The sequence below is a fragment of the Streptomyces sp. WAC04114 genome, assembly GCF_019733245.1.
GTDB lineage: Bacteria > Actinomycetota > Actinomycetes > Streptomycetales > Streptomycetaceae > Streptomyces > Streptomyces massasporeus_A.
Map to the genome: position 1 here is coordinate 76248 of NZ_JAIGQA010000006.1, position 22748 is coordinate 98995.

19 protein-coding genes and 3 pseudogenes are annotated in these 22748 nt (G+C 70.8%); 8 read left to right on the plus strand and 14 right to left on the minus strand.

Annotation, left to right across the window (positions count from 1 at the left end; all coding sequences use genetic code 11):
* Positions 1-17: 17 nt before the first annotated feature.
* The 5 genes from K4G64_RS03685 to K4G64_RS03705 all read left to right on the plus strand — a co-directional run bounded on the left by K4G64_RS03685 (position 18) and on the right by K4G64_RS03705 (position 4180).
* On the plus strand, positions 18-1061 hold the full coding sequence (locus K4G64_RS03685) for an ABC transporter substrate-binding protein (protein ID WP_221754554.1): 1044 nt from the start codon (positions 18-20) through the stop codon (positions 1059-1061).
* Positions 1058-2170 carry an iron ABC transporter permease gene (locus tag K4G64_RS03690; protein ID WP_221754555.1) on the plus strand — a complete coding sequence of 371 codons (1113 nt, stop codon included), beginning with the start codon at positions 1058-1060 and terminating at the stop codon, positions 2168-2170. The genes K4G64_RS03685 and K4G64_RS03690 overlap by 4 nt, the downstream gene beginning before the upstream one ends.
* Positions 2167-2997, plus strand: coding sequence for an ABC transporter ATP-binding protein (locus K4G64_RS03695; RefSeq protein ID WP_221754556.1), 831 nt, complete (start codon positions 2167-2169; stop codon positions 2995-2997). Before K4G64_RS03690 ends, K4G64_RS03695 begins: the two co-directional genes overlap by 4 nt.
* Positions 2998-3116: 119 nt before the next feature.
* Positions 3117-3452, plus strand: coding sequence for a helix-turn-helix transcriptional regulator (locus K4G64_RS03700; RefSeq protein WP_221754557.1), 336 nt, complete (start codon positions 3117-3119; stop codon positions 3450-3452).
* Between the two features lie 2 nt (positions 3453-3454).
* A complete protein-coding gene (locus K4G64_RS03705) occupies positions 3455-4180 on the plus strand; it encodes a cation transporter (protein WP_221754558.1) in 726 nt (241 codons plus the stop codon).
* A gap of 210 nt (positions 4181-4390) precedes the next feature.
* Here the strand turns inward: K4G64_RS03705 and K4G64_RS03710 are convergent.
* The 4 genes and pseudogenes from K4G64_RS03710 to K4G64_RS03725 all read right to left on the minus strand — a co-directional run.
* Positions 4391-4807 (minus strand): annotated as a pseudogene (locus tag K4G64_RS03710) (transposase); the annotation flags it as partial.
* A gap of 71 nt (positions 4808-4878) precedes the next feature.
* Positions 4879-5193, minus strand: a complete 315-nt coding sequence (locus tag K4G64_RS03715; protein ID WP_221754559.1) for a hypothetical protein — start codon at positions 5191-5193, stop codon at positions 4879-4881.
* A 30-nt stretch (positions 5194-5223) separates the two neighbouring features.
* A complete protein-coding gene (locus K4G64_RS03720) occupies positions 5224-6825 on the minus strand; it encodes a polymorphic toxin-type HINT domain-containing protein (RefSeq protein ID WP_221754560.1) in 1602 nt (533 codons plus the stop codon).
* Positions 6826-6839: 14 nt separating this feature from the next.
* Positions 6840-7463: pseudogene (locus tag K4G64_RS03725) on the minus strand (sugar-binding protein); the annotation flags it as partial.
* A 146-nt stretch (positions 7464-7609) separates the two neighbouring features.
* On the opposite strand from K4G64_RS03725, the gene K4G64_RS03730 reads away from it, so the two are divergent.
* Positions 7610-8371 carry a hypothetical protein gene (locus tag K4G64_RS03730; RefSeq protein WP_221754561.1) on the plus strand — a complete coding sequence of 254 codons (762 nt, stop codon included), beginning with the start codon at positions 7610-7612 and terminating at the stop codon, positions 8369-8371.
* A gap of 670 nt (positions 8372-9041) precedes the next feature.
* Here the strand turns inward: K4G64_RS03730 and K4G64_RS03735 are convergent.
* The 3 genes from K4G64_RS03735 to K4G64_RS03745 all read right to left on the minus strand — a co-directional run bounded on the left by K4G64_RS03735 (position 9042) and on the right by K4G64_RS03745 (position 13780).
* Positions 9042-10370 carry a class I SAM-dependent RNA methyltransferase gene (locus tag K4G64_RS03735; RefSeq protein ID WP_221754562.1) on the minus strand — a complete coding sequence of 443 codons (1329 nt, stop codon included), beginning with the start codon at positions 10368-10370 and terminating at the stop codon, positions 9042-9044.
* 120 nt (positions 10371-10490) lie between these two features.
* Positions 10491-12542, minus strand: a complete 2052-nt coding sequence (locus tag K4G64_RS03740) for an APC family permease (protein WP_221754563.1) — start codon at positions 12540-12542, stop codon at positions 10491-10493.
* A 299-nt stretch (positions 12543-12841) separates the two neighbouring features.
* Positions 12842-13780: a PfkB family carbohydrate kinase gene (locus tag K4G64_RS03745; RefSeq protein WP_221754564.1), complete on the minus strand. Its 939-nt coding sequence runs from the start codon at positions 13778-13780 to the stop codon at positions 12842-12844.
* A gap of 247 nt (positions 13781-14027) precedes the next feature.
* Between K4G64_RS03745 and K4G64_RS03750 the strand changes: the two genes are divergently transcribed.
* The gene (locus tag K4G64_RS03750) at positions 14028-14699 is read left to right on the plus strand and encodes a TrkA family potassium uptake protein (protein WP_221754565.1); all 672 of its coding nucleotides are present in this window, start codon (positions 14028-14030) and stop codon (positions 14697-14699) included.
* Positions 14699-15373: a TrkA family potassium uptake protein gene (locus K4G64_RS03755; protein WP_031134707.1), complete on the plus strand. Its 675-nt coding sequence runs from the start codon at positions 14699-14701 to the stop codon at positions 15371-15373. Before K4G64_RS03750 ends, K4G64_RS03755 begins: the two co-directional genes overlap by 1 nt.
* Before the next feature lie 113 nt (positions 15374-15486).
* On the opposite strand, the gene K4G64_RS03760 is transcribed toward K4G64_RS03755, so the two are convergent.
* From K4G64_RS03760 to dut, 7 genes and pseudogenes are all read right to left on the minus strand, one after another.
* A complete protein-coding gene (locus K4G64_RS03760) occupies positions 15487-16221 on the minus strand; it encodes a DUF3159 domain-containing protein (RefSeq protein WP_142158689.1) in 735 nt (244 codons plus the stop codon).
* Between the two features lie 3 nt (positions 16222-16224).
* The gene (locus K4G64_RS03765; RefSeq protein WP_104781211.1) at positions 16225-16623 is read right to left on the minus strand and encodes an OB-fold nucleic acid binding domain-containing protein; all 399 of its coding nucleotides are present in this window, start codon (positions 16621-16623) and stop codon (positions 16225-16227) included.
* A 63-nt stretch (positions 16624-16686) separates the two neighbouring features.
* Positions 16687-17370, minus strand: coding sequence for a response regulator (locus tag K4G64_RS03770; RefSeq protein ID WP_221754566.1), 684 nt, complete (start codon positions 17368-17370; stop codon positions 16687-16689).
* The gene (locus K4G64_RS03775) at positions 17367-19910 is read right to left on the minus strand and encodes a sensor histidine kinase KdpD (RefSeq protein ID WP_221754567.1); all 2544 of its coding nucleotides are present in this window, start codon (positions 19908-19910) and stop codon (positions 17367-17369) included. Before K4G64_RS03775 ends, K4G64_RS03770 begins: the two co-directional genes overlap by 4 nt.
* Before the next feature lie 178 nt (positions 19911-20088).
* A pseudogene (locus tag K4G64_RS03780) lies at positions 20089-21263 on the minus strand (alginate lyase family protein).
* Positions 21264-21421: 158 nt separating this feature from the next.
* The gene (locus K4G64_RS03785; RefSeq protein ID WP_221754568.1) at positions 21422-22174 is read right to left on the minus strand and encodes a DUF3710 domain-containing protein; all 753 of its coding nucleotides are present in this window, start codon (positions 22172-22174) and stop codon (positions 21422-21424) included.
* A 1-nt stretch (position 22175) separates the two neighbouring features.
* Positions 22176-22712: a dUTP diphosphatase gene (dut, locus tag K4G64_RS03790; RefSeq protein WP_260459977.1), complete on the minus strand. Its 537-nt coding sequence runs from the start codon at positions 22710-22712 to the stop codon at positions 22176-22178.
* Positions 22713-22748 lie beyond the last annotated feature (36 nt).

Below are 22748 nucleotides of genomic sequence, written 5' to 3' on the forward strand. Positions count from 1 at the left end.
TCCCCAGGAGGCTTCACGTGTACGACGGCACGTCCCGTCCCCCGCTGTCCACCCCTGCCCGCCGACGCCGTGCCCTGCGGGCTACGGCCGCGGCCGTGGCCGTGTCGGCGGCCCTGCTGACCGCCGGCTGCGGATCCTCGCAGGACACCGCCCAGGACGCGAAAGCCACAGCCGCGTCGGCCGACGGCTTCCCCGTCACCATCGACAACTGCGGCGTGAAGACGACGTACGACAAGGCACCCGCCCGCGTCGTCACCATCCACCAGCACCCGGCGGAACTCCTGCTCTCCCTGGGGCTCAAGGACCGCATGGTCGGCACCGCCTTCCCCGACTCCGCCGTCCTGCCCGAGCTGAGGAACGACTACGAGTCGATCCCCGAACTGGCGAAGAAGGAACCGTCCTTCGAGACCGTCCTCGAGGCCGAGCCGGATCTCGTCTACGGCGGCTACGGCAGTGCCTTCGCGGAGAACGAGGGCCGCTCCCGCAAGGCGTTCGCCGACGCCGGCATCGACACCCACCTCAACCGCGAGTACTGCGGCAAGAAGCGCGTGACGATGAAGGACACCTACGAAGAAGTCCGCACCGCCGGCAGGATCTTCGGCGTACCCGACCGCGCGGACGAACTGGTCTCCGACCTCCGGGCGAGGGTCGGCAAGGCCACCACCGCCGTCGAAGGCGCACCCGAGGTCCCTGTCTTCGTCTACGACAGCGGCGACAAGTCCGCCTTCACCGCGGGCGGCAAGAGCCTCGGCACCGAACTGATCCGGCTGGCCGGCGGCAAGAACGTCTTCGCCGACCTCGACGACGTCTTCGGTGACGTCTCCTGGGAGCAGGTCCTCGACCGCAAGCCGGAAGTCATCGCGATCTACGACTACGCCGGCGCGGGAAGCGTCGAGCAGAAGAAGAAGTTCCTGCTGTCCCAGACCGCGCTGAAGGACGTGCCCGCCATCAGGAACAAGCGGTTCGTCGTCCTGCCGCTGACCGCCACCCTGGTCGGCGTGCGGTCCGCCTACGCGGTGGAGGACCTGGCCCGCGGCATCCACCCCGAGAGCTTCCGGTGACGGCTCCGGTCACCGATGCCGCCGGGCGGGCCGTGAAACCGGGGGCGCGGGACGACAGGCGGCCCGGCCCGGCCGGTCTCGCGGTCACACTCGCCGTGCTGGCCGTCCTGCTGGTGGTCTCCGCCACGGCGGGCCTGGCGATCGGCTCGGTGCAGGTGCCGCCGGGACAGGTGTGGGGCATCGTGACGCACGCACTGGGCGCCGACTGGGCGGAGCCGGAGTGGTCACGGGCGCGGGAGACCATCGTGCTGGACGTCCGCGCCCCCCGTGTCCTCCTCGGGGCCGTGGCCGGCGCCGGACTCGCGGTGGTGGGCACCGCCCTGCAGGCCCTGATCCGCAACCCGCTCGCCGAGCCCTACCTGCTCGGCGTCTCCTCCGGGGCGTCCCTGGGTGCCGTCGTGGTGATCGTCTTCGGGGTCACCCTGCTCGGACCGGTGTCGCTGTCGGCCGCCGCGTTCGCGGGGGCGCTCGGGGCACTGCTGCTCGTCTACGCCACCGCCCGCACCGGCGGCCGGATCACCTCCGCACGACTGGTCCTTTCCGGCGTGGCCATCGCCGCGGTACTCACCGCCGTGCTCGACCTGCTCCTGCTCACCACCGACCGGGGCAACGAGGCCCGCGCGGTCCTCGCCTGGACCCTCGGCGGCCTCGGCGGCGTCAACTGGGACACCCTGTGGCTGCCCGGCGCCGCCCTGCTCCTGGGCATCGCCGTCCTCATGGTCCAGGCCCGCAACCTCAACCTGCTGCTCGCCGGTGAGGAGGCCGCGACCACGATGGGGCTGGACGTGGCCCGCTTCCGTGCCCGCATGTTCGTCCTGCTCTCCCTCGTCACCGGCATCCTGGTCGCGGCCTGCGGACCGATCGGCTTCGTGGGCCTGATGCTGCCGCACATCGTCCGCCTCGCCGTCGGCGGCGACCATCGCCGTGTCCTGCCGACGGCCGCCCTAGGCGGCGCCGTCTTCCTCATCTGGGCCGACATCGCAGCACGTGTCGTCGCCGCGCCGATGGAGATACCCGTCGGCGTGCTCACCGCGCTGTGCGGCGGCCCGTTCTTCCTGTGGCTGATGCGCCGCGACGCCCGCAGGACCACGGACCAAGGAGGGGCATGACCGCCACGGAACTCGTCGTCGACGGCGTCACTCTCACCGCCGGCGCGCACCGCCTCGTCGAGGACGTCTCCCTGACCGCCCGCCCCGGCGAAGTCATCGGCCTCGTCGGCCCCAACGGCAGCGGCAAGTCCAGCCTCCTGCGCACCGTCTACCGCGTCCTGCGCCCCGCCGCCGGCCATGTCAGGGTCGACGGCACGGACGCCTGGTCGCTGCCCGTGCGGCAACTGGCCCGGACGGTCGCGGCGGTGGTCCAGGAGTCGGGCGCCGACTTCGACCTGTCCGTGCGTGAGGTCGTCGCGATGGGCCGCACCCCGCACAAACGACTCCTCGACGGCGACACCCCCGAGGACGCCGAGCTGATCGATACGGCCCTGGACGCGGTGGACGCCACAGACCTGGCCCATCGCCCCTTCGACCGCCTCTCCGGCGGCGAACGCCAGCGCGTCCTCATCGCCCGCGCCCTCGCCCAGCAGCCCTCCCTCCTCGTCCTGGACGAGCCGACCAACCACCTCGACATCCGCCACCAGCTGGACGTCCTGAACACGCTGCGCCGCCTGCCGGCCACGGTGCTCGTCGCCCTGCACGACCTGAACCTCGCGGCCTACTACTGCGACCGCCTGTACGTCCTGCGCGACGGCCAGGTCATTGCATCGGGCCCGCCGTTGGAGGTCCTCACACCACAACTGTTGGCCGAGGTCTACGGCGTGACGAGCGAGGTGGCCACCCATCCCCGCACCGGCGCACCGCAGGTGACCTTCCTTCCCGGGGAGCCGCACCCGGCCGAACCGGCCCAGGCACCACCTCGCACCTCCACGTCCCGTGGCTGAGCGCACGGAGAGGTGGGCACGGCGGGATCACCGAGGCGGACGGTGAACACGAGCAGCCCGGATCCACGGATGCTGGATTCAGGATTTCCTGGATTCAGGATTTCGTGTACTTTTGTGGCGTGCTGATCGTTGCCTCCGACGTCGAGGTGCTGGCCCGCTTCGGCCGCGCACTCGCCGACCCCATCCGCTGCCGCGTCCTGCTCGCCCTGCGCGACGCGCCCGCCTACCCGGCCGACCTCGCCGAAGCCCTCGGTATCTCCCGGACCCGCCTGTCGAACCACCTCGCGTGTCTGCGTGACTGCGGGCTGGTGGTCACCGTTCCCGACGGCCGCCGCACCCGGTACGAGATCGCCCACGAACGCCTCGCCCACGCCCTCGACGACCTGCGCACCGCCGTGGTCGCCGTCGAGACCGACCGGACGTGCGCGGACGCCGCCGAGAAGGGGTGCTGCTGACCGTGACCGCCGACGTGTCGACATCCCTCGACCCCTCACCCGCACGACGCGAGGCACTCTCCCGTCGCATACGGTTCCTCGTCGCCGCGACCATCATCTACAACGTCTTCGAGGCGGTCGTCGCGATCGCCGCCGGTACGACCGCCTCCTCGACCGCCCTCATCGGCTTCGGGCTCGACTCGGTCATCGAGGTGTCCTCAGCAGCCGCCGTCGCCTGGCAGTTCTCCGCCTCCGACCCCGCCGTCCGCGATGCCCGCGAGCAGCGCGCCCTGCGTATCATCGCGGTCTCCTTCTTCGCCCTCGCCGCCTACGTCTCCTTGGACGCGATCCGCGCCCTGACCGGCACCGGGGAGGCCGAACGATCCGTTCCCGGGATCGTCATCGCCGCTCTCTCGCTCGCGGTCATGCCGTTCCTGTCCGCCGCCCAGCGCCGGGCCGGCCGGGAACTCGGCTCCGCATCCGCCGTCGCAGACTCCAAGCAGACCCTGCTGTGCACGTATCTGTCCGCCGTACTCCTGGTCGGTCTGCTCCTGAACGCCACTCTCGGCTGGTCCTGGGCCGACCCCGTCGCCGCCCTCGCCATCGCCGGGATCGCCGTGAACGAAGGCCGCGACGCCTGGCGGGGGAAGGGCTGCTGCGCACCCACCGCCACAGCCCTCCCCTCCCCCGGCATCGAGGCCGGCGACGGATGCGGCACCTGCGCGGCCGGGTGCGGCTGCTGCGCCTAGCGCGCCCGGTCCCGACGCCCGGGCGGCCCCGCGGCTGCTCGTCCGCTCATGGTGAGTCCGTAGCGGACCGCAGGTGCGGAACGACGCTGCGGGGCTTCTGCCAGGTCTCCTCGATCTCGCGTTCCAGGGGTGCGCAGGACGATCACCCCTGGACGTGCTCGAGCAGGACCATTTGGTTGCGGGCCCTGGCTGCCTACGGTGAGCTGCCAGGTCACTGACCTGCACCGCTTCAGGGAGCGCCTGGCGGATCGCCTCGCCGCAGGAGCCGGAGCCGTCGCGGCAGCCGTATGCGGCCCCGGGGTGCTCACGTAGCCACGCGGCCAGGGTCTGGGCGATGCGCTCGGGCAGGACGTCGATCCGCTCGCGGGTCTCGGCGTCGATGATCGCGGTGGCGTAGCGGTGCCGACGCTTGGGGGCGATGTCATCGATGCCGAGCACGCGCGGGACGCGCAGCGGCGGTGCCGCCCTTCGCATGAGCATGCGCAGTTCGGTCGAGCGGGAGATCGCGCGGGAGAGACGGGCGCCCGCCTGGCCCTCTATCTCCTCGACTGCGGAGCCGAGTTGGTCTGCCAGGCAGTCGGTGCGACGCTGGTAGCACTTCACGGCGCCGGGAACCTGATCACGGAACGCGCGGTGCCCTTCGCCACCGGCCGTGACGAAGGGCACCATGGTTCACCCGGGCTCCCGGGCCGCCGCGATCACGCGGCAGCCGTACGGTCTCCCTTCGGGGTGTTCATGAGCCAGAAACCGCCCCCGGCCGGTGCCCAGTGGACACCATCCAGCGCGGCCACGGCTCTTTCCAGGACCTCGTCGGCGCTTCCGGGCCACGCCTCGAAGCCGCCACCGCCGAGCTCTCCGACGATCATGAAGCCGTCCCGCACCAGATGGGTGAGGACCTCGATCGCGACGGCCCTGAAGTCGCTCCGCGACCGCTCGGCCGCTTCGCGTGCGAGCCCGATCAGCCTGTCCACGGGTACCCAGTCGCCGAGCCCCTCCACGAGGAGCTCACACACGATGACGTCCCTATTCATCCGGATTCCTATTCATCGGGAAGGTGTACCTTTCATGCCCTTCCCGCCGACGGGGAAGATGTCGATCGTCTCCCCGCCGGACCTCGACGAGGTACGCCACTGGATGACCGTGCCGTCCGCCAGCTTGTATACCTCGGGGATCTTGGGCCCGCGTGCGGGCAGGCGCTCCGCGCCGGCGGTCCACTTCTCGAACGCCTTGCGCATGTCGGAGACGCTGGACATCTCACGGACGTGTGACTGCTTGCCCTTCGGGAGGGCGTCGAACTCCGACTTCCACACGCCGCACCCGTTGGCGTTGTGGACGAGCAGCGGGGTGGTGCCCGCCACCACGTAGTACGTGTGCAGGTCCGCGACGGTGAGGTTGTGGACCGTCCGGTCCTGCGCCGTCCACGCGGACACCGCGCTGACCGGTACGTGCGTCCCCGCGCTCGTGCGCAGCCACATGCCCGGCCGCAGGTCGCCCGCGGTGCCCCACACCCCGAGGTCCTCGATCCAGAAGGGGTGCCCCTCGGTCGCGGTGACCGAGGAGGTGCCGTCGTCCGTGCGCACCTCGGCCGTGACGAGTTCCTTGTCGCCGTGACCGGTGATGAGGGCCGTGACGGGCTCGGACTGTGTGCGCCCGCTCTCCGGGTCGGTGGCGAGCACCTCATCGCCCACGCGCACCCGCTCGATGGGCAGGTGCGTGCCGTCCGCCATCAGTACGGGAGTGCCGGCCGGGAAGCTGTTGCAGGGGACGGCTCCCTCGCCCTTGCGGGCCTTCTTGACGTCCTCCGCCGTCAGGAGCTTGCCGCCGGCCCTGAGCCAGTGCAGTACGGAGAGGCCGCCCAGCGCCCGCTCCTTGGCGCTGAGCTTGTCACTGGTGACCAGGTCCTTGCCGACGACGGCCTCGACGACGCCCTTGCCGTCGCCGATGCCCGGCAACAAGTCCAGCAGGAGGGACATCCGGCGCTGCTGCTCGGCGTCGTCCAGGCCCGAGGATCCGGAGCCCCAGGTGTCACCGATGTGGGAGAAGTCGAAGTCGATGTCCGGTATCTCGCGCAGCTTCTGGGCGCCCTTCTTGATCCCGGGTACGTGCTTGTTCGCCTCCTTGACGCCCTGGTTCGCCTGTGCGATGCCCGCATTCATCTCCTTCATGCCCTTGTTGGCCTTGGAGATGCCCTTGTTCGCCTGTGCCAGGCCCTTGTTGACCTCCGCGACGCCCTCGTTCATGGTCCGCAGTCCGCGGTCCATCTGGGCGAAGCCTTCGTTCATCTGGTCGAAGGCCGCGTTGAGCTCGGCGAGGTCCTTCTCGAAGTCGAAGATGGGCTTGGCCGCGGGGTACTTGGGTGGTGTGTAATCCGGGTAGTAGTCGCCCAGCGCGATGGTGAGGATGGTGACGGCGAGGAGCGAGTCGCTCTGCGTCCCCAGCAGGTCGGTCGCCCTGCCGAGGTTCTTGCCGACCTTGTCCAAGTGCGGTTTGGCGCTCTGGAGGGTCTTGACCGCCTGTTCCAGCAGCTTCAACTGTTTTTGCGGGTCGGGTTCCTTGGCCGGGTCCAGCAGGTCCTGCGGCTTGAGTGCGTGCAGCGCCTTCAGGTCCTTGTCCAGCGCGGCGAAGCCGGCACCGTGGTCCTTCATGGCGTCCTGTGGCCCGGGTTGCTGCCGCCGCCGGTGATGGCGCCACCGGGTCCGGTGGAGCACACTAGGTCGGCCCACTCCGGACGGCCGGCGCACGTGCCGGTGCCGGTCGCGGACCAGTACGTGGTCACTACGGTGCCCGCGTCGGCGCCTGTGCTGCCCGTGTTGTACGTCTTGGCCACACGGCCCAGCGCGTCGTACTCGGTCGTGGTGGTGATCGCGAGGCCGCCCGAGTCCTGGACCGACTTCACCGGCAGGCCCTTGGCCCAGTCGTACGCGGTCTGCACGACCCCGGTCTCGCCGTGCACACCGGGGTGCTCACGGACCTGGGCGCCGATGGTGACCTGGTTCTCCACCTCGGTGCCGTCGGTCGGCCGGCCCGCGTCGTACTCGTTGACCGTCCAGCTCCGGGCAGTGCCGGGCGAGTCGGCCGCAACCAGGGTGGTAGTGCCGGACTTCAGGTCCGCGGTCAGGTCGACGCGCCGCAGCGGGCCGAACTCCTCCAGCTCACGCGTGCCGTTGTCGTTGTAGACGGACTTGGTGGTGAGCAGGTCGGCGCGCTCGGACGAGGCCAGGTAGGCGATGCCCAGCTCGGCCTGCATCGCGCGGTCCGCGGCGGTCGTGCCGAGCGCCACGGCCAAGGGCGACTCCGGAGCCACGGCGCTCGGCGGGAGACCAACGGACCCCGGCGCCCCGGTGACGCACGAGGACATCGTGAACGGCAGGATTCCCGCCAAGGACGGCCGCTTCCAGCCTCCGGCGGTACAGATCAGATGAGGCAGTGATGACGACGAAACTGAAGTTCGACGGCGGCTGGTCCGCGACGGTGACGGACGAGCCGCTCGACCTCGTTCCCCGACTCCTCGGTACCTTCCTGATCGTTTCCCCCTATGCGGACCGGGTGGAACGGGAGAAGTTCCTCGCGGACACGTTCGGCAGCCAGGACCTGCTGTGGGACCTCCCCGACGTTTTCCGCTTCGCCCCGAGCGACCGACAGCTGGTCGGGGCTGAACTCCGAATTCCGGAAGAGTCCGCCTCAGCCGAGGACTCGGCCCGCCTTACCGTCCCGCCCGAAGTGCGCCCGGGCGGGCTCCGTGCGGACGAGGTCAAGGACTTCCGGCACGAGATGTGCACGGTGCTGTGCCGCGCTCCCGGCGATGCCGTGCTGACCTGCCTGCGCGACCTCGACGTCCTCGACGAACCACTGGATGCCCGCATCGGCAGCGCCCCCGACGTCGCGCTCCTCGTCCAGCACGGAACCGTCGTCGGCTGGAGCCTCACCGACCCCGCGCGCTACCTGACCACCAACTTCGCCGCCCCCGACCCTGCTCCCCCCGTCCCGGCCACCCGCCGCCTGCTCACCGAATGCCTGGACCTGGTCACCACGGTGTCGGTGGTCGACGACCTGGTCGACGGTGAACCGGCCGCCCTGGCCCGCCTCCAGGCGGCCGACAAGGCCCTGCGCGAGCAACGCGAGGACCGGCACCGGGCCGACGCCCTGCTCGAGCTGATCGCCACCTACGTGGAGGACTACGGGAACTGGTGAACGAGGACGAAGACCAAGGGGACGGGGGGCCTCGTGCGGCGGTCTGTACGGATCGACGGGCGGGCGCCGACCGTGACACTGCGGCAAGGTCCTCACGGCGTACGCCCCGTCGGGCATGAGGAGTAACTCTGGCGCCACGGCGCTGGGCAGCCTCCCCGCCGCTCCCCATGTGGCGATCACGCGCACGGACATGGAGGAAGGCAGGATTCCGGCTTAGAACGGCTGCACGGCTCCCGCTGTGCAGATTAGATAAGGCGGCAGGGCGACGCTGTAGAAGAGGTCGTCGTTGGCTTCGGCGTGCGCTCGCACGAGAGCTTTCAGGTGTTCGGCGTTCGCCGCCATACGCCTGTCACCCTTCCGATGCCAGCTATCTGTGAGGGAGGTCTGCCCAGGAGCCGATGGGCACCTGGGCCGCCTGCATCGTACGGCTCGAGGCGGCAGAGTGTTGCCTGGACGTTCCCGCCCACCGCCCGTCGCAGCGCACTGTCGATCAGACTCATGGCGCCAAATCCGCCCCACAGAGTGGCCATCAGAGCGCCGAGCAGGGACACAACGGGCCTGACACCCCATCAGAACGAGCGTCAAATGAGCGTCACGAGCGTCATTTCAGCGTCAGGATATCGCCCGTAACGCCCGCACCGCGCATAATGCGCACGCACGAAACCGCAGGTCAGGCGCCCTTTGCGACCGGTTCAAGGATGGCAACGCACTCCACGTGGTGCGTCATCGGAAACAGATCGAACGCCCGCAGCATCCGCACCCGGTACCCCCCGTCCCGGAAGTACGCCAAGTCCCGCGCCAGCGCGGCCGGATCGCACGCCACGTACGCGATCCGCCGGGCCCTCAGGGACGCCAGATGCTCCACCGTCTTGCGGCCCGCGCCAGCCCGCGGCGGGTCGAGGACGATCAGGTCGACCTCCTCGATGCCCGTGCGCGGCAACACGGTCTCGACCTTGCCCTGTTCGATGCGGACGCGCTCGAAGTCGGCGAGGTTGTGCCGCGCGTCCTCCACCGCCCGCTTGCCGGACTCGATGCCGAGGACGGCGCCCTGGTCGCCGACGCGGTCGGCGAGGGCGCCGGCGAAGAGGCCGACGCCGCAGTACAGGTCGAGGGCCATGTCGCCCTTGCGCGGCAGCAGGCCCTGCATGACCGCCGTCACCAGGGTCTCCGCGGCCTTCGGGTGGACCTGCCAGAAGCCGCCGTTGCCGACGCGGTGCGTGCGGCCGTCGGCGCGTTCGCGGACGAAGGGACGGCCGTGCACCCGGTGGACGCCGCCGGAGCGCTCGTCCACGCGCAGGACGGAGACGGGGCGGTCGAGCTCGACGAGCGGGAGGCGCGCGCCCGGCTTCGGGGTGAGGATCACCTGGCGGTCCTGGGAGCCCGTCGCCGCGATCGCCTCGACGGAGTCCATGCCGGTCCAGGACCGCTTCTCGATGCCCAGCTCGCTGACGCCCTCCGCGGCGATCATGCAGTGGTCGATCGGCTCCACCTCGTGCGAGCGATGCCGGCGCAGGCCCGCCCGGCCGTCGGCGGTGACGGCGTACTGGACGCGGGTGCGCCACGCGGGGACCTGGCCCGCGGGCACCTTGTCGCCCTCCGCGGGCAGCACCGTGCCGTCCCAGCCGGCCTCCTCCGGGGTGAGCCCGGCGAGGTGCTTGAGCTGTTCGGCGATGACGTCGGCCTTCAGGCGCCGCTGCGCGCCCGGCTTGGCGTGCTGCCAGTCGCAGCCGCCGCAGCGGCCGGGGCCGGCGAACGGGCAGGGCTCGTCGATCCGGTCCTTGGAGGCGTCGAGCACGGTCACGGCGTCGGCGCGCAGGAACCGCGCGCCCTCCTCGCCCTCCGTCACCCGCGCCACGACCCGCTCGCCGGGCAGCGCGTGCCGGACGAACAGCACCTGGCCCTCGGACGTGCGGGCGATGCAGTGACCGCCGTGGGCGACGGGGCCGATCTCGACCTCGTACTCCTCCCCCACCAGCGACTTCCTCGGTTCTGCCTGCATGGCGGGGTGACTCCAAAACACGTGAGGGAAAGGGCCGAACGGAAACGGCCGGACAACAGCCCACCAGTCTACGTGGCTGTCACCCGGCCGTTTCACCCGAGCCGTCGTCTAGGACGATCGTCAGCTCTTGTGCTCGGAGGACTCCTTCGACCGCACCTGCGCGGGACCGCGCCGCACCGAGCCCGGCGCGTTCCAGTCCTGCTGCCTGCGGGCCCGCCGCTTGGCCGCCTCGGAGGACTGCAGCTGGTACGGCACCGAGGTCACCATGATCCCGGGCGTGAACAGCAGCCGGCCCTTGAGCCGCAGGGCGCTCTGGTTGTGCAGCAGGTGCTCGTACCAGTGGCCGACCACGTACTCGGGGATGATCACGGACACCGCGTCGCGCGGGGACTCCTTGCGGAGGCTCTTGACGTACTCGATGATCGGCCGCGTGATCTCGCGGTAGGGCGAGTCCAGCACCTTCAGCGGGACGTCGATGCCGCGCCGCTCCCACTCCTCGCGCAGGGCCTTGGTCTCCGCCGGGTCGACGTTGACGCTCAGCGCCTCCAGCGTGTCCGAGCGCATCAGCTTGGCGTAGGCCAGGGCGCGCAGCGTCGGGCGGTGGATCTTGGAGATCAGCACGACCGAGTGTACCCGCGAGGGCCGTACGAGGTCGTCGCTCGGGCCCTCGGGGGCGGCGATCTCGGCGGCGACCCGGTCGTAGTGCTTCCGGATGGCCGTCATCGTCGCGTAGAAGATCACCATGCCGAGCAGGGCGACCCAGGCGCCGTGGGTGAACTTGGTGAGGAGGACGACGACCAGCACGAGGCCGGTGAAGAAGGCGCCGAAGGTGTTGATGGCGCGGGAGCGGATCATGTGGCGGCGCTTGGCCTGGTCCTTCTCCGTGGCCAGGTGGCGGTTCCAGTGCCGGACCATGCCGGTCTGGCTGAGCGTGAAGGACACGAACACGCCGACGATGTACAGCTGGATCAGCCGGGTGGAGTCGGCGCCGTAGATCCCCACCAGCAGTGCGGCGGCACCGGCGAGGAGCACGATGCCGTTGGAGAAGGCCAGCCGGTCGCCTCGGGTGTGCAGCTGGCGCGGCAGGTACCGGTCCTGGGCGAGGATCGAGCCGAGCAGCGGGAAGCCGTTGTAGGCGGTGTTGGCGGCGAGGAACAGCACCAGCGCGGTGGCCGCGGCCAGGACGATGAACGGGAAGCTGCCCGCGCCGAAGACGGCCTCGGCGACCTGGGAGATCACCGGGTTCTGCACGTAGTCGGGGCCGAGCGGGACGCCGTTGTGGATGAGGTCCTCGGCCGGGTTCTCCGCCATGCGGACGTCGGTGGCGGCGGCCAGCGCGATGATGCCGCAGAACATGGTGACGGCCAGCAGGCCCATCATGGCGAGGGTGGTCGCCGCGTTCTTCGACTTGGGCTTGCGGAAGGCCGGGACGCCGTTGGAGATCGCCTCGACGCCGGTGAGCGCGGCGCAGCCGGAGGAGAAGGCGCGCAGCAGCAGGAAGACCAGTGCGAAGCCGGCCAGGCCCTGGTGCTCGGGCTTGATGACGTAGTCGGCGGTCGGTGCCCGCATGGTGTCGTCCAGGACCAGCCCGCGGAAGGCACCCCACGCGATCATGGTGAAGACGCCGAAGACGAAGACGTAGGTCGGGATCGCGAAGAGCGAGCCGGATTCCTTCACCCCGCGCAGGTTCATCAGCGTCAGCAGCACGATCACGCCGATCGCGCAGAGCACCTTGTGCTCGACGACGAACGGGATCGCGGAGCCGAGGTTCTCGATGCCGGAGGAGATCGACACCGCGACGGTGAGGACGTAGTCGACGAGCAGCGCGCTCGCGACCGTCAGGCCGGCCTTGGGTCCGAGGTTGGTGGTCGCCACCTCGTAGTCGCCGCCGCCGCTGGGGTAGGCGTGCACGTTCTGCCGGTACGAGGCCACCACCGTGAACATCAGCACGACGACCGCGACGGCGATCCACGGGCTGAAGTGGTACGCCGTCACGCCCGCGATCGACAGGACCAGCAGCACCTCGCCGGGCGCGTACGCCACGGAGGACAGCGGGTCGGAGGCGAAGACGGGGAGTGCGATGCGCTTCGGCAGGAGCGTTTCGCCCAGCCGGTCGCTGCGCAGTGCGCGCCCGATCAGGATCCGTTTGGGCACGTCGGTCAGTTTGGACACAACAGAGGATCGTAGGCGTTCGATTGCGAGGGCGCCCACCCGCCACCCCTCATCGGCGTTCCATCTGCTCTCCGAGTGAATTCACAGACGCATGCGGCTGCGGATTCCGCAGGTCACCCGCTTCGCATGCCTAGATGACTAAGCCCCGTCCGTTTCCCGGCCGTTGCCGCCCCTGGAGGTCCCATGCACACGCCCGCCCAGCTGATCGGCGCCGCGGCCACCCTCGTCGCCCTCGGAATCCTGACCGTGGCGAGCGTGCGCAGCATCAGCCGCCGCAAGGACGTGTCGCAGGGGGCGCGCTAGAAGTCGCCGGGAGGAAGGGGAGGACCGGGCCGCTCCAGTTCCGCAACCCCTGCACGGAGCTCCTCCGGCCCGATGCCGGCGGCCCGGGTCGACGGGATCGTGCAGGCGTGGGCGCCGGCCACGGTGCCGTGCAGGGCGCTGCGGCGGGGTGGGGTGCCGTCCAGCCAGGCGTGGAGGAACGCGGCGGCGAAGGCGTCGCCCGCGCCGTTGGAGTCGACGACCGGCGCCGGGGGCACGGCGGCGGGTACGTGGGTAAGTTCCCCGTCGGCCAGCAGGTACGCCCCGTCCGCCCCGGCGGTGGCGACGACGACGCGGGCCCGGCCACGCTCGGTGATCCGCCGCATGGTCCGTTCCGGGTCGGTCAGGGCCGCGCTGGACAGGAAGACCAGGTCGGCCTGGTGGGCGAAGGGCTCGTGGTAGGGGTTGGAGCCGTCCCAGTCGTGCAGGTCGGTGGAGATCGTGAGGCCCGCCTCGCGCAGGGCGGGCAGCGCGTGGGCGCACGGCTGGGTGATGACGACGTGGGCGTGCCGGCTGACGGCGGCGAGTGAGCGGACCGTGTCCTCGGGCAGCCGGTCCGTGTCGGCGGCCCGGGTGGCGTCGTAGAGGGACGAGCGCCTGCCGTCGGGGCCGACGAGGTTGACCGCGCGTTTGGTGCCGAGGGGTTGCGGGACGGCGGTGAGCCCGATGCCGTGCTCCCGGTGCAGCGCGCGGACGAGGTCGCCCTCGGGGTCGTCACCGAGGAGGTCGAGGTGGTGGGTGCGCAGGCCCAGCGCGGTCGTCCCGAGGGCCACGAAGTCCCCACTCTGGCCCGCGCGCGTCACGATCCCGGGCCGGATCATGTGGCTGTCCGCGAACGGCACGGGCAGCTCGGGCACGTGCACGATCGTGTCCACGCCCGCGCCGCCCAGCACGAGGACGTCGATCTCGGTGCTCATGGCAGTTCCTCCCCCGCCGAGGGCCCGGCAGGGCCCTCGGCAACCCCCTCGACTTTACGGATACGTTGGACTCGGGCAGCCGAACGCGGCACCGCCCCCGGAGGGCATCATGGCGTGATTCCACCGGCATGATGTTGCCCGGCGGCCCGCACGCAGGCCGCGACGTGATGCCTGGCGAGCCGAAAGAGAGACATGAGCACGACATTCATGAAGGCCAGAGGGCCTGCAGGAAGCGCGGTGTGACGCGATGCATATTGTGATCATGGGTTGCGGAAGGGTGGGTTCCGCACTGGCCCAGAACCTGGAGCAACAGGGGCACACGGTCGCCGTGGTCGACCAGGACCCCACCGCCTTCCGCCGGCTGGGCTCCTCGTTCGGCGGCCGCCGGGTCACCGGTGTCGGCTTCGACCAGGACACCCTGCGCGAGGCGGGCATCGAGGAGGCGGGCGCCTTCGCCGCCGTCTCCAGCGGAGACAACTCCAACATCATCGCCGCGCGCGTGGCCCGTGAGATGTTCGGCATCGAGAACGTCGCCGCCCGCATCTACGACCCGCGCCGCGCGGAGGTCTACCAGCGCCTGGGCATCCCCACCGTCGCCACGGTCCGCTGGACGGCCGACCAGATGCTGCGCCGTCTGCTCCCCTCCGGGGCCGAGCCGTTGTGGCGCGACCCCACCGGCGGCGTCCAGCTCGCCGAGGTGCACACCTCCACCGCCTGGGTCGGCCACAAGATCAGCCGGATCCAGGAGGAGACCGGCGTGCGCGTCGCGTTCCTGACCCGGCTCGGCGAGGCGGTCCTGCCCACCTCGCAGACTGTGCTGCAAGAGGGCGACCTGGTGCACGTGATGATGCGCGCCGACGAGGTCGACAAGGTCGAGGCGGCGTTCGCCAAGGGTCCCGAAGAGGAGGGCGGTCACTGATGAGGGTCGCCATTGCCGGAGCCGGCGCCGTCGGCCGCTCGATCGCGGGCGAACTGCTGGAGAACGGCCACGAGATCCTGCTGATCGACAAGGCGCCGACCGCCATCTCGGTCGAACGCGTCCCGCAGGCCGAGTGGCTGCTCGCCGACGCCTGTGAGATCACGTCCCTGGACGAGGCCGCGCTCCAGCGCTGCAACGTCGTGATCGCCGCGACCGGTGACGACAAGGTGAACCTGGTCGTGTCCCTGCTGGCGAAGACGGAGTACGGCGTCCCGCGTGTTGTCGCCCGCGTGAACAATCCCAAGAACGAGTGGTTGTTCAACGAGTCCTGGGGTGTGGACGTGGCCGTCTCCACCCCGCGACTGATGTCGGCCCTGGTCGAGGAGGCGGTGAGCGTGGGCGACCTGGTCCGCCTGCTCCGCTTCAGCCACGGCGACGCCAACCTGGTCGAGCTGACCCTGCCGGAGGAGTCGGCCCTGGCCGGCACGCAGGTCGGCGACGTCGAGTGGCCGCAGGACACGTCCCTGGTGACGATCATCCGCGGCAACCGCGTCCTGACCCCCTCCCGGGAGGACTCCCTGGAGGCCGGCGACGAACTTCTCTTCGTGGCCGCCCAGGCCCGGGAGGAGCAGCTGGAGGACCTGCTGTCGGTGCGACGCAACGCGGCGAGCTGAGCCGGCCGCCGAGCGAACGGAAAAGGGGCGTCCCGTACTCGGGACGCCCCTTTCGGTCAGTAGGGGAGGCTCGCTGCTCAGCGGTGAGGGCTCACTGGCTCAGCTGTGGAGGCTCACTGCTCGGCGGACCGAGCGGCGGCGGCCTGCCGGTCCCGCTCCTCTGCCGCCTTCTCCTCCGCCTCCATCTCCGCGAACACGTCGATGGGCGCGGGCGCCTTCGCCAGGAAGACCCACGTCAGGTACACCGCGAGCAGGAACGGCGGGATCTTCAGGGCGACCAGGACCCAGCCCAGCTGCGTGGTGTCGGCCCACCAGTACAGCGGGAAGAGGATCGCGCACTTGGCGAGCAGGATCGCGCCCCACGCGTAGCTGGCCTTCGCGTACGCCTTCTTGCGGCCCGGGTTCCGGGTGCGCCAGGAGAGGTTCTCCTTGAAGACCGGGCCGAGGATCAGCCCGATCAGCGGCACGCCGCACAGGGTGGTGATGATGTAGGCGAGGCCCAGCCCCAGCGTGTAGAGCATGCCGGGCAGGTAGAAGTCCTTGGCGTTGCCGGTCATCATCGCGAAGACGACACCGAAGGCCACGCCGAAGACACCGCTGAAGGCGTGCTTGACGGTGTCCTTCATCACCAGCCGGACCACGACCAGCACCAGCGACACGGCCAGCGCCGCGATCGCCGACAGGTGCAGGTCCTTGTTGATCGTGTAGATGGTGACGAAGAGGAGACCGGGAACCACCGTCTCCACCATGCCCCGCACGCCGCCGAACGCCTCGAACAGGGCGGCCTCGGTCACCGCCCGGGCGTCGTCCGCAGATGTCTCTTCGGTCGGCTTGTCGAGCGACGTCACCGGCTACTCCCGTCCGAGGGGTCTCAGTTCGTACTTGGGATTGAACAGCACCCGGCGGCCCCGGCTCATCGAGATCCGGCCCGATGCGATCAGCTTGCGCCCCGGCTCTATCCCCACGATGGATCGCCTGCCGAGCCACACCACGTCCAGCGCGGCGGAGCCGTCGAACAGCTCGGCCTCCAGGGCCGGGACTCCGGCACGCGGCCGAAGGGTGACCGTGCGCAAGGTACCAGTAACCGTCACTATCTGGCGGTCCTGGCAGTCTCCGATCCGGATGCATCCGGCCGTCTCGGTGTCCTCGCGCAGCTCCTCGGACTCCAGGTCCTCCTGCGACGAGGAGAGCCGGTCGAGCATGCGCCGGAACCGGCCCACCGGCTTTTCGGAACGAGGAACAGCACTCATATCTGAAGCGTACCGGGGCCTGCTGACGAAGGGCGAGGAGCCCGTTTCCCGACGCGATGCGCCTCACTTCTCGAACCGATACCCCATCCCCGGCTCGGTGATGAAGTGCTTCGGATGCGAGGGATCCTCCTCCAGCTTCCGCCTCAACTGCGCCATGTACACGCGCAGATAGTTCGTCTCCGTCCCGTACGACGGCCCCCACACCTCCTGGAGCAGCTGCTTCTGCCCGACCAGGCGGCCACTGTTGCGCACCAGGACCTCCAGCAGGTGCCACTCCGTGGGGGTCAGCCGTACGTCCTTGCCGGCCCGGTTGACCTTCTTCGCCGCCAGGTCGACGGTGAACTCGCCGGTGTCGACGATCACGTCGTCCTCACCTCCTCCGGCCGGTTCGGCCCGGCGGACGGCGGCCCGCAGGCGCGCCAGCAGCTCGTCCATGCCGAACGGCTTGGTGACGTAGTCGTCGGCGCCCGCGTCCAGCGCCTCGACCTTCTCGTCGGAGGAGTGCCGGGCGGACAGCACGAGGATCGGCACCCGGGTCCAGCCGCGCAGGCCTCTGATCACCTCGACGCCGTCCATGTCGGGCAGTCCGAGGTCGAGGACGACCACGTCGGGGTTGCGGGCGGCCGCGAGCTTCAGGGCGGTGGCGCCGTCGTGGGCCGCGTCGACCTCGTAGGTGCGTGCCTTGAGGTTGATCACGAGGGCGCGCACGATCTGCGGCTCGTCGTCGACCACGAGGACGCGGGTCATGAGGCCTGCCTTTCCGGTTCTGCTACGGGGCGGAGCTCCGGGCGGGGTCCCGCCGCGCGGAGGGTGAGGACCATGGTGAGACCGCCGCCGGGGGTGTCCTCGGCGTTCAGTGTGCCGTCCATGGCCTCGGTGAAGCCGCGCGCCACCGCGAGCCCCAGACCCACACCCGCGCCGCGCGGGGCGTCGCCGTGGCGCTGGAAGGGCTCGAAGATACGCTCCTTGGCCTCGTCGGGCACGCCCGGCCCCCGGTCGACCACCCGCACCTCGACCCGGTCGGCCAGCGCGCTGGCGGCGACCAGCACGGGCGCGCCGGGCGGACTGTACTTCACCGCGTTCTCGACGAGATTGGCCACCGCCCGCTCCAGCAGACCGGGGTCGACGGCGACCATGGGCAACGTCTCGGGCACGTCCAGGACGGCGCTGCCGTCGGGGACGCCGCCGAGCGCCATCGGCACCACCTCGTCGAGGTCGATCTCGCGGATCATCGGGGTGACGGTGCCGGTCTGGAGCCGGGACATGTCGAGGAGGTTCCCGACGAGGTGGTCGAGGCGGTCGGCGCCCTCCTCGATGCCCTCCAGCAGCTCGGCGCGGTCCTCTTCCGACCACTCGACGTCCTCGGAGCGCAGCGAGGTCACCGCCGCCTTGATGCCGGCCAGCGGAGTCCGCAGATCGTGGCTGACGGCGGCCAGCAGGGCCGTACGGATGCGATTGCCCTCGGCGAGCGTGCGGGCCCGGTCGGCCTCCTCCTGGAGCCGGCGGCGGTCCAGGACGACGGCGGCCTGGGCGGCGAAGGCGGCCAGCACCCGGCGGTCCTCGGCGGGCAGCACGCGGCCGGTCAGTGCCAGGGCCATGTGGTCCCCGACGGGTATGTCCACGTCGGCCTGGTCGGGCCGCTCGATGGGCCGTCCGCGGCCGGCGCGCCCGGCGCAGGTCCACGGCTCGACGTCGCCGGCCCGTTCCAGCAGGGCCGCGGACTCCATGCCGAAGGTCTCCCGGACCCGTTCCAGGAGGTCCTCCAGGCCGGTCTCGCCCCGCAGCACGTTGCCGGCGAGGAAGGCGAGGATCTCGGACTCGGCCCGCAGCCGCGCCGCCTGGTGGGTGCGGCGGGCGGCGAGGTCGACCACGGAGGCCACCGCTACACCGACCGCCACGAAGATCACGATGGCGACGATGTTCTTCGGGTCGGCGATGGTCCACCGGTGCAGGGGCGGTGTGTAGAAGTAGTTCAGCAGCAGGGAACCCACCGCCGCCGAGGCCAGGGCAGGCAGCAGTCCCCCGAGCAGGGCCGCCGCCACCGTCAGCGCCAGGAACAGCAGCATGTTGTTGGCGAGGCCGAGATCGACGATGCTGAGCAGCGCCGCGAGGAGCGGCGGGCCGGCGACACCGGCGATCCAGCCCCACACCCGCCGGGAGCGTCCGAGGCGCGCACCCCGGGCCACCGGCAGTCCGCGTCCCTTGGCGACCTCGTCGTGGGTGACGATGTGCACGTCGAGGTCGGGCCCGGACTCCCGGGCGACCGTCGCGCCGACGCCGGGGCCGAAGACGTACTGCCAGGTCTTGCGGCGCGAGGAGCCCAGCACGATCTGGGTGGCGTTCGCACCGCGGGCGAAGGCGAGCAGTGCGGCGGGTATGTCGTCGCCCACGACATGGTGGAACGTTCCGCCAAGATCCTCGACCAGGGTCCGCTGCTGTGCCAGTTCCTTGGGCGAGGCCGAGGTCAGCCCGTCGCTGCGGGCTATGTAGACGGCCAGCACCTCACCGCCGGCGCCCTTCTCGGCCAGCCGGGCGCCCCGGCGGATCAGCGTGCGGCCCTCGGGCCCGCCGGTCAGTCCGACGACGATCCGCTCGCGCGAGCCCCAGATCGCCGACACCCGGTGCTCGCTGCGGTACTGCGTGAGGTGGGCATCGACCCGGTCGGCCACCCACAGCAGCGCCAGCTCGCGCAGGGCGGTCAGATTGCCGGGGCGGAAGTAGTTCGACAGGGCGGCGTCGACCTTGTCGGGCTGGTAGATGTTGCCGTGCGCCATCCGCCGCCGCAGCGCCTCGGGCGTCATGTCGAGCAGCTCGACCTGGTCGGCCCGACGCACCACCTCGTCCGGCACGGTCTCCTGCTGCCGCACCCCGGTGATCGACTCGACGACGTCGCCGAGGGACTCCAGGTGCTGGATGTTGACGGTCGAGACCACGTCGATGCCGGCGGCGAGCAGCTCCTCCACGTCCTGCCAGCGCTTGGCGTTGCGGGAGCCGGGGACGTTCGTGTGGGCGAGTTCGTCCACCAGGGCGACCTGGGGGCGGCGCGCGAGGACGGCGTCGAGGTCCATCTCGGGGAAGACGCCGCCGCGGTACTCCAACTCCCGGCGCGGCACCTGCTCCAGTCCGTGCAGCATCACCTCGGTGCGGGGCCGGCCGTGGTGCTCGACGAAGCCCACGACGCAGTCCGTGCCCCGCCCGACGCGGCGGTGTGCCTCGGACAGCATCGCGTAGGTCTTGCCGACGCCCGGTGCCGCGCCCAGGTGGATCCGAAGTTTGCCGCGTGCCATGGCCCCATTGTCTTCCGGTGGTGCGCCCACTGCGCAGCGTCGACCCTACGGCCGGTAGGCACGGGGTTCGGGCTCCCCACCCGGCTCCGGGGCGCACTTTGACGGAACTCTGACGCGGCCGGGCCGGGCGGGCCGGGCGCCGGGGTCCCCGCCCAGTCCGCCCGGCCGGTCTGGGGGGTCAGGCGGGGTTGTCGCCGTGCGTGAGGGTCTCCCAGGCGACGAAGAGGTTGTTGCTGCCGGCGGGACGTCCCCGCTGGGTCAGCGTCGCGGTGTTGGTCATGGCGTGCCCGAGACGGTTGGCCAGGGCGTTGTGGCCGACTTCGGTCACCGGCCCGAGCCCGAGCTCGAGCGAGCCGCCGCACAGCCGGTCCTCGGCGCCCGCACCGAGCTGGTACCTGGCGTGGAAGCCGAGCCCGTGCCGCAGCCGCTCGCCCACGTCGGTGCCGTAGAGGTCCTGGCCCTGGATGCGGCTGGTCTCCGCGACGTGCGAGATGGCCGAGAGGCCGTAGCCGGTGTGGGTGAAGTCGCGGCAGGTCTCCTGGCTGAGTCCGTTGACGAAGGTCGACTGGCCCTGCCAGTACTTGACGATCTTCTCCCGGGTGTTGAGGTTCTGGCTCGGCACGGTCTTCGGCAGCGCGCCGTCGGACTCCAGGTAGACGTAGGCAGCCGTGCGCGTGCGGAACGTCGCCATGGCCTTGTCGTACGACGCCCTGTCCTCCAGGAAGACGGAGATGCCGACGGCGGCCTCCATCATCGACAGCTCCCAGTTGCCGTTGGAGTTCGAGCCGTTGATGATCTCGGGCAGGTAGACGGTGCGGAGCATGGTGGCGAAGCGGCCGGAGTTCGCCCAGGTGCCGGTGTACGTTACTTGATGATCTCGGCGGCCTTCGGCCACGAGGAGCCGGCCCAGCCGGTCTGCAGGGGCGCGTTGCTGTTGGTGTGGTCCCTGATCACGGCGGACCAGGCGTCCATCAGCTCGATGGCCTTGCGGGCGTGCCGTTCGTCGCGGGTGAGGTACCAAGCGAGGGCGTGGGTGTACGCGGCGATCGCGTCCTCGCGCTCGTCGGTGCAGCCGACGTCGGGGTTGGAGTACGAGCCGCATTCGACGACTGCCCGGGGCTTGGGCGTGCGGTTCAGGTCGGCGTACTTGCTCGCCATCATCTGGTCGAAGGCGCCCTTCCAGGGCTGGGCGCCGGCGTTGACCTTGGACCGGGTGAAGTCCAACTGGCTCTTGGAGACGGCGACTCCGGGGTGGGCGAAGGCTGCGGGGGCGCTGGGGGCGGCGTCGGCGGGCCGGGCGAGGACACCGGCGACGAGGGCGGCCGAGGCCGCGAGCAGAGCGGTTCTGCGCATGCGTGGGGGGCCTTCCGTTCTCGTATATGAACGTAAAGCGCCTTTATGAACAGACGCGTTGGACGGGGACGGTAGGTACAGACCAATGCGCCGTCAAGGTTCCGCGCACGAGAAAGGGCCGCACCCCCGATGGGGTACGGCCCTGGTGTCTCTGCGGGTCAGCGGACCTCGGTGATCTCCGGTCCGCGCTGGAGCTGGCCCATTCCGCCGGCGAAACGGGAGCCCTCTTCCTGCTGGACGCCCTCGGGGACCATCTGGGCGTCGTTCGGGAGCTTCAGGACGATCGGGTCGCGGGGCGCCATCGGGCCCTCGCCGCGGACCACGACCGTGTCCCGGAAGATCTGCTCGAGCAGCCCGGCGGCCTGCGGCTGCACCGCGCCCTGGCCCGAGATGACCCCGCGCAGGAACCAGCGGGGGCCGTCCACACCGACGAACCGCACGACCTGGAAGCCGCCGGTGCCGTCCGGCAGCTGTACGGGCACCTGGGCACGCAGCTCCCAGCCCAGCGGCCCCTCGACCTCGTCGACGATGCCGCCCTGCTGGGTGATGCCGGTGCCGATCTCCTCACGCACCTCACCCCAGATGCCCTCGCGCTTGGGGGCGGCGAAGCCCTGGAGCTGGATGGCGCTGTCGCGCAGCACGACCGTGGCCGCGACGATCGCGTCGCCCGCGACCTCGACCCTGAGCTCCATGCCGTCGACGCCCGGCACGAACAGGCCGCCCAGGTCGACCCGGCCCTCGCCCGGGTCACGGACCTCCGAGTCGTCCCAGGGCCCGTCGGGGCGCGGCGCGGGCTCGAGCCTCAGGCGCTCGCGCTCTTCGTCCGCCTCAGTGTCGACACCGTCGACGACCTGCTCGGCCTCGCCGGCCGCGTCCTCGGCGGCATCCCTCTTCTTGCGACGTCCGAACACGTCACTGTCCTTCCCGGTCGGATACGACCGAAGCGTATCGATTCCCACCCGCCTGGCCGCCCATGGCGGCCTGACCGCTTGTGCCGCTCGTCCCGTCCACCGCCGCATGGCCTCCGGTGGATCCGAAGCCCCCCTCGGCCCGCGTCGAGTCGGGAAGTTTTGCCACCTCTTGGAAGCGAACCTTCTCGACCTGCTGGACTACCAGTTGGGCAATCCGGTCGAAGCGCTCGAACCGCACGGCCTCGCGCGGGTCGAGATTCACCACGATCACCTTGATCTCCCCACGGTACCCGGCATCAACCGTCCCCGGGGCATTCACCAGGGCGACGCCGCAGCGGGCGGCCAGGCCGGATCGCGGGTGCACGAAGGCCGCGTACCCCTCCGGCAGCGCCACAGACACTCCCGTGGGCAGCACGGCCCGCTCGCCCGGCTCCAGTTGGCACGCCTCGGTGGTGCGCAGATCGGCCCCTGCGTCACCGGGCTGCGCGTACGACGGAAGCGGTACGTCCGGATCGACGCGCCGGACGAGCACGTCCAGCGGGGGCCGGGTCACGGGGCTCGTGGGGGTCGTGGG

What these genes read in the sequence shown, in the direction of transcription:
- K4G64_RS03695 (WP_221754556.1), top strand. Translation starts at nt 2,167, where the DNA reads ATGACCGCCACGGAACTCGTCGTCGACGGCGTCACTCTCACCGCCGGC.
- K4G64_RS03720 (WP_221754560.1), bottom strand. Translation starts at nt 6,825, where the DNA reads ATGAAGGACCACGGTGCCGGCTTCGCCGCGCTGGACAAGGACCTGAAG.
- K4G64_RS03730 (WP_221754561.1), top strand. Translation starts at nt 7,610, where the DNA reads ATGACGACGAAACTGAAGTTCGACGGCGGCTGGTCCGCGACGGTGACG.
- K4G64_RS03735 (WP_221754562.1), bottom strand. Translation starts at nt 10,370, where the DNA reads ATGCAGGCAGAACCGAGGAAGTCGCTGGTGGGGGAGGAGTACGAGGTC.
- K4G64_RS03745 (WP_221754564.1), bottom strand. Translation starts at nt 13,780, where the DNA reads ATGAGCACCGAGATCGACGTCCTCGTGCTGGGCGGCGCGGGCGTGGAC.
- K4G64_RS03750 (WP_221754565.1), top strand. Translation starts at nt 14,028, where the DNA reads ATGCATATTGTGATCATGGGTTGCGGAAGGGTGGGTTCCGCACTGGCC.
- K4G64_RS03755 (WP_031134707.1), top strand. Translation starts at nt 14,699, where the DNA reads ATGAGGGTCGCCATTGCCGGAGCCGGCGCCGTCGGCCGCTCGATCGCG.
- K4G64_RS03765 (WP_104781211.1), bottom strand. Translation starts at nt 16,623, where the DNA reads ATGAGTGCTGTTCCTCGTTCCGAAAAGCCGGTGGGCCGGTTCCGGCGC.
- K4G64_RS03770 (WP_221754566.1), bottom strand. Translation starts at nt 17,370, where the DNA reads ATGACCCGCGTCCTCGTGGTCGACGACGAGCCGCAGATCGTGCGCGCC.
- K4G64_RS03775 (WP_221754567.1), bottom strand. Translation starts at nt 19,910, where the DNA reads ATGGCACGCGGCAAACTTCGGATCCACCTGGGCGCGGCACCGGGCGTC.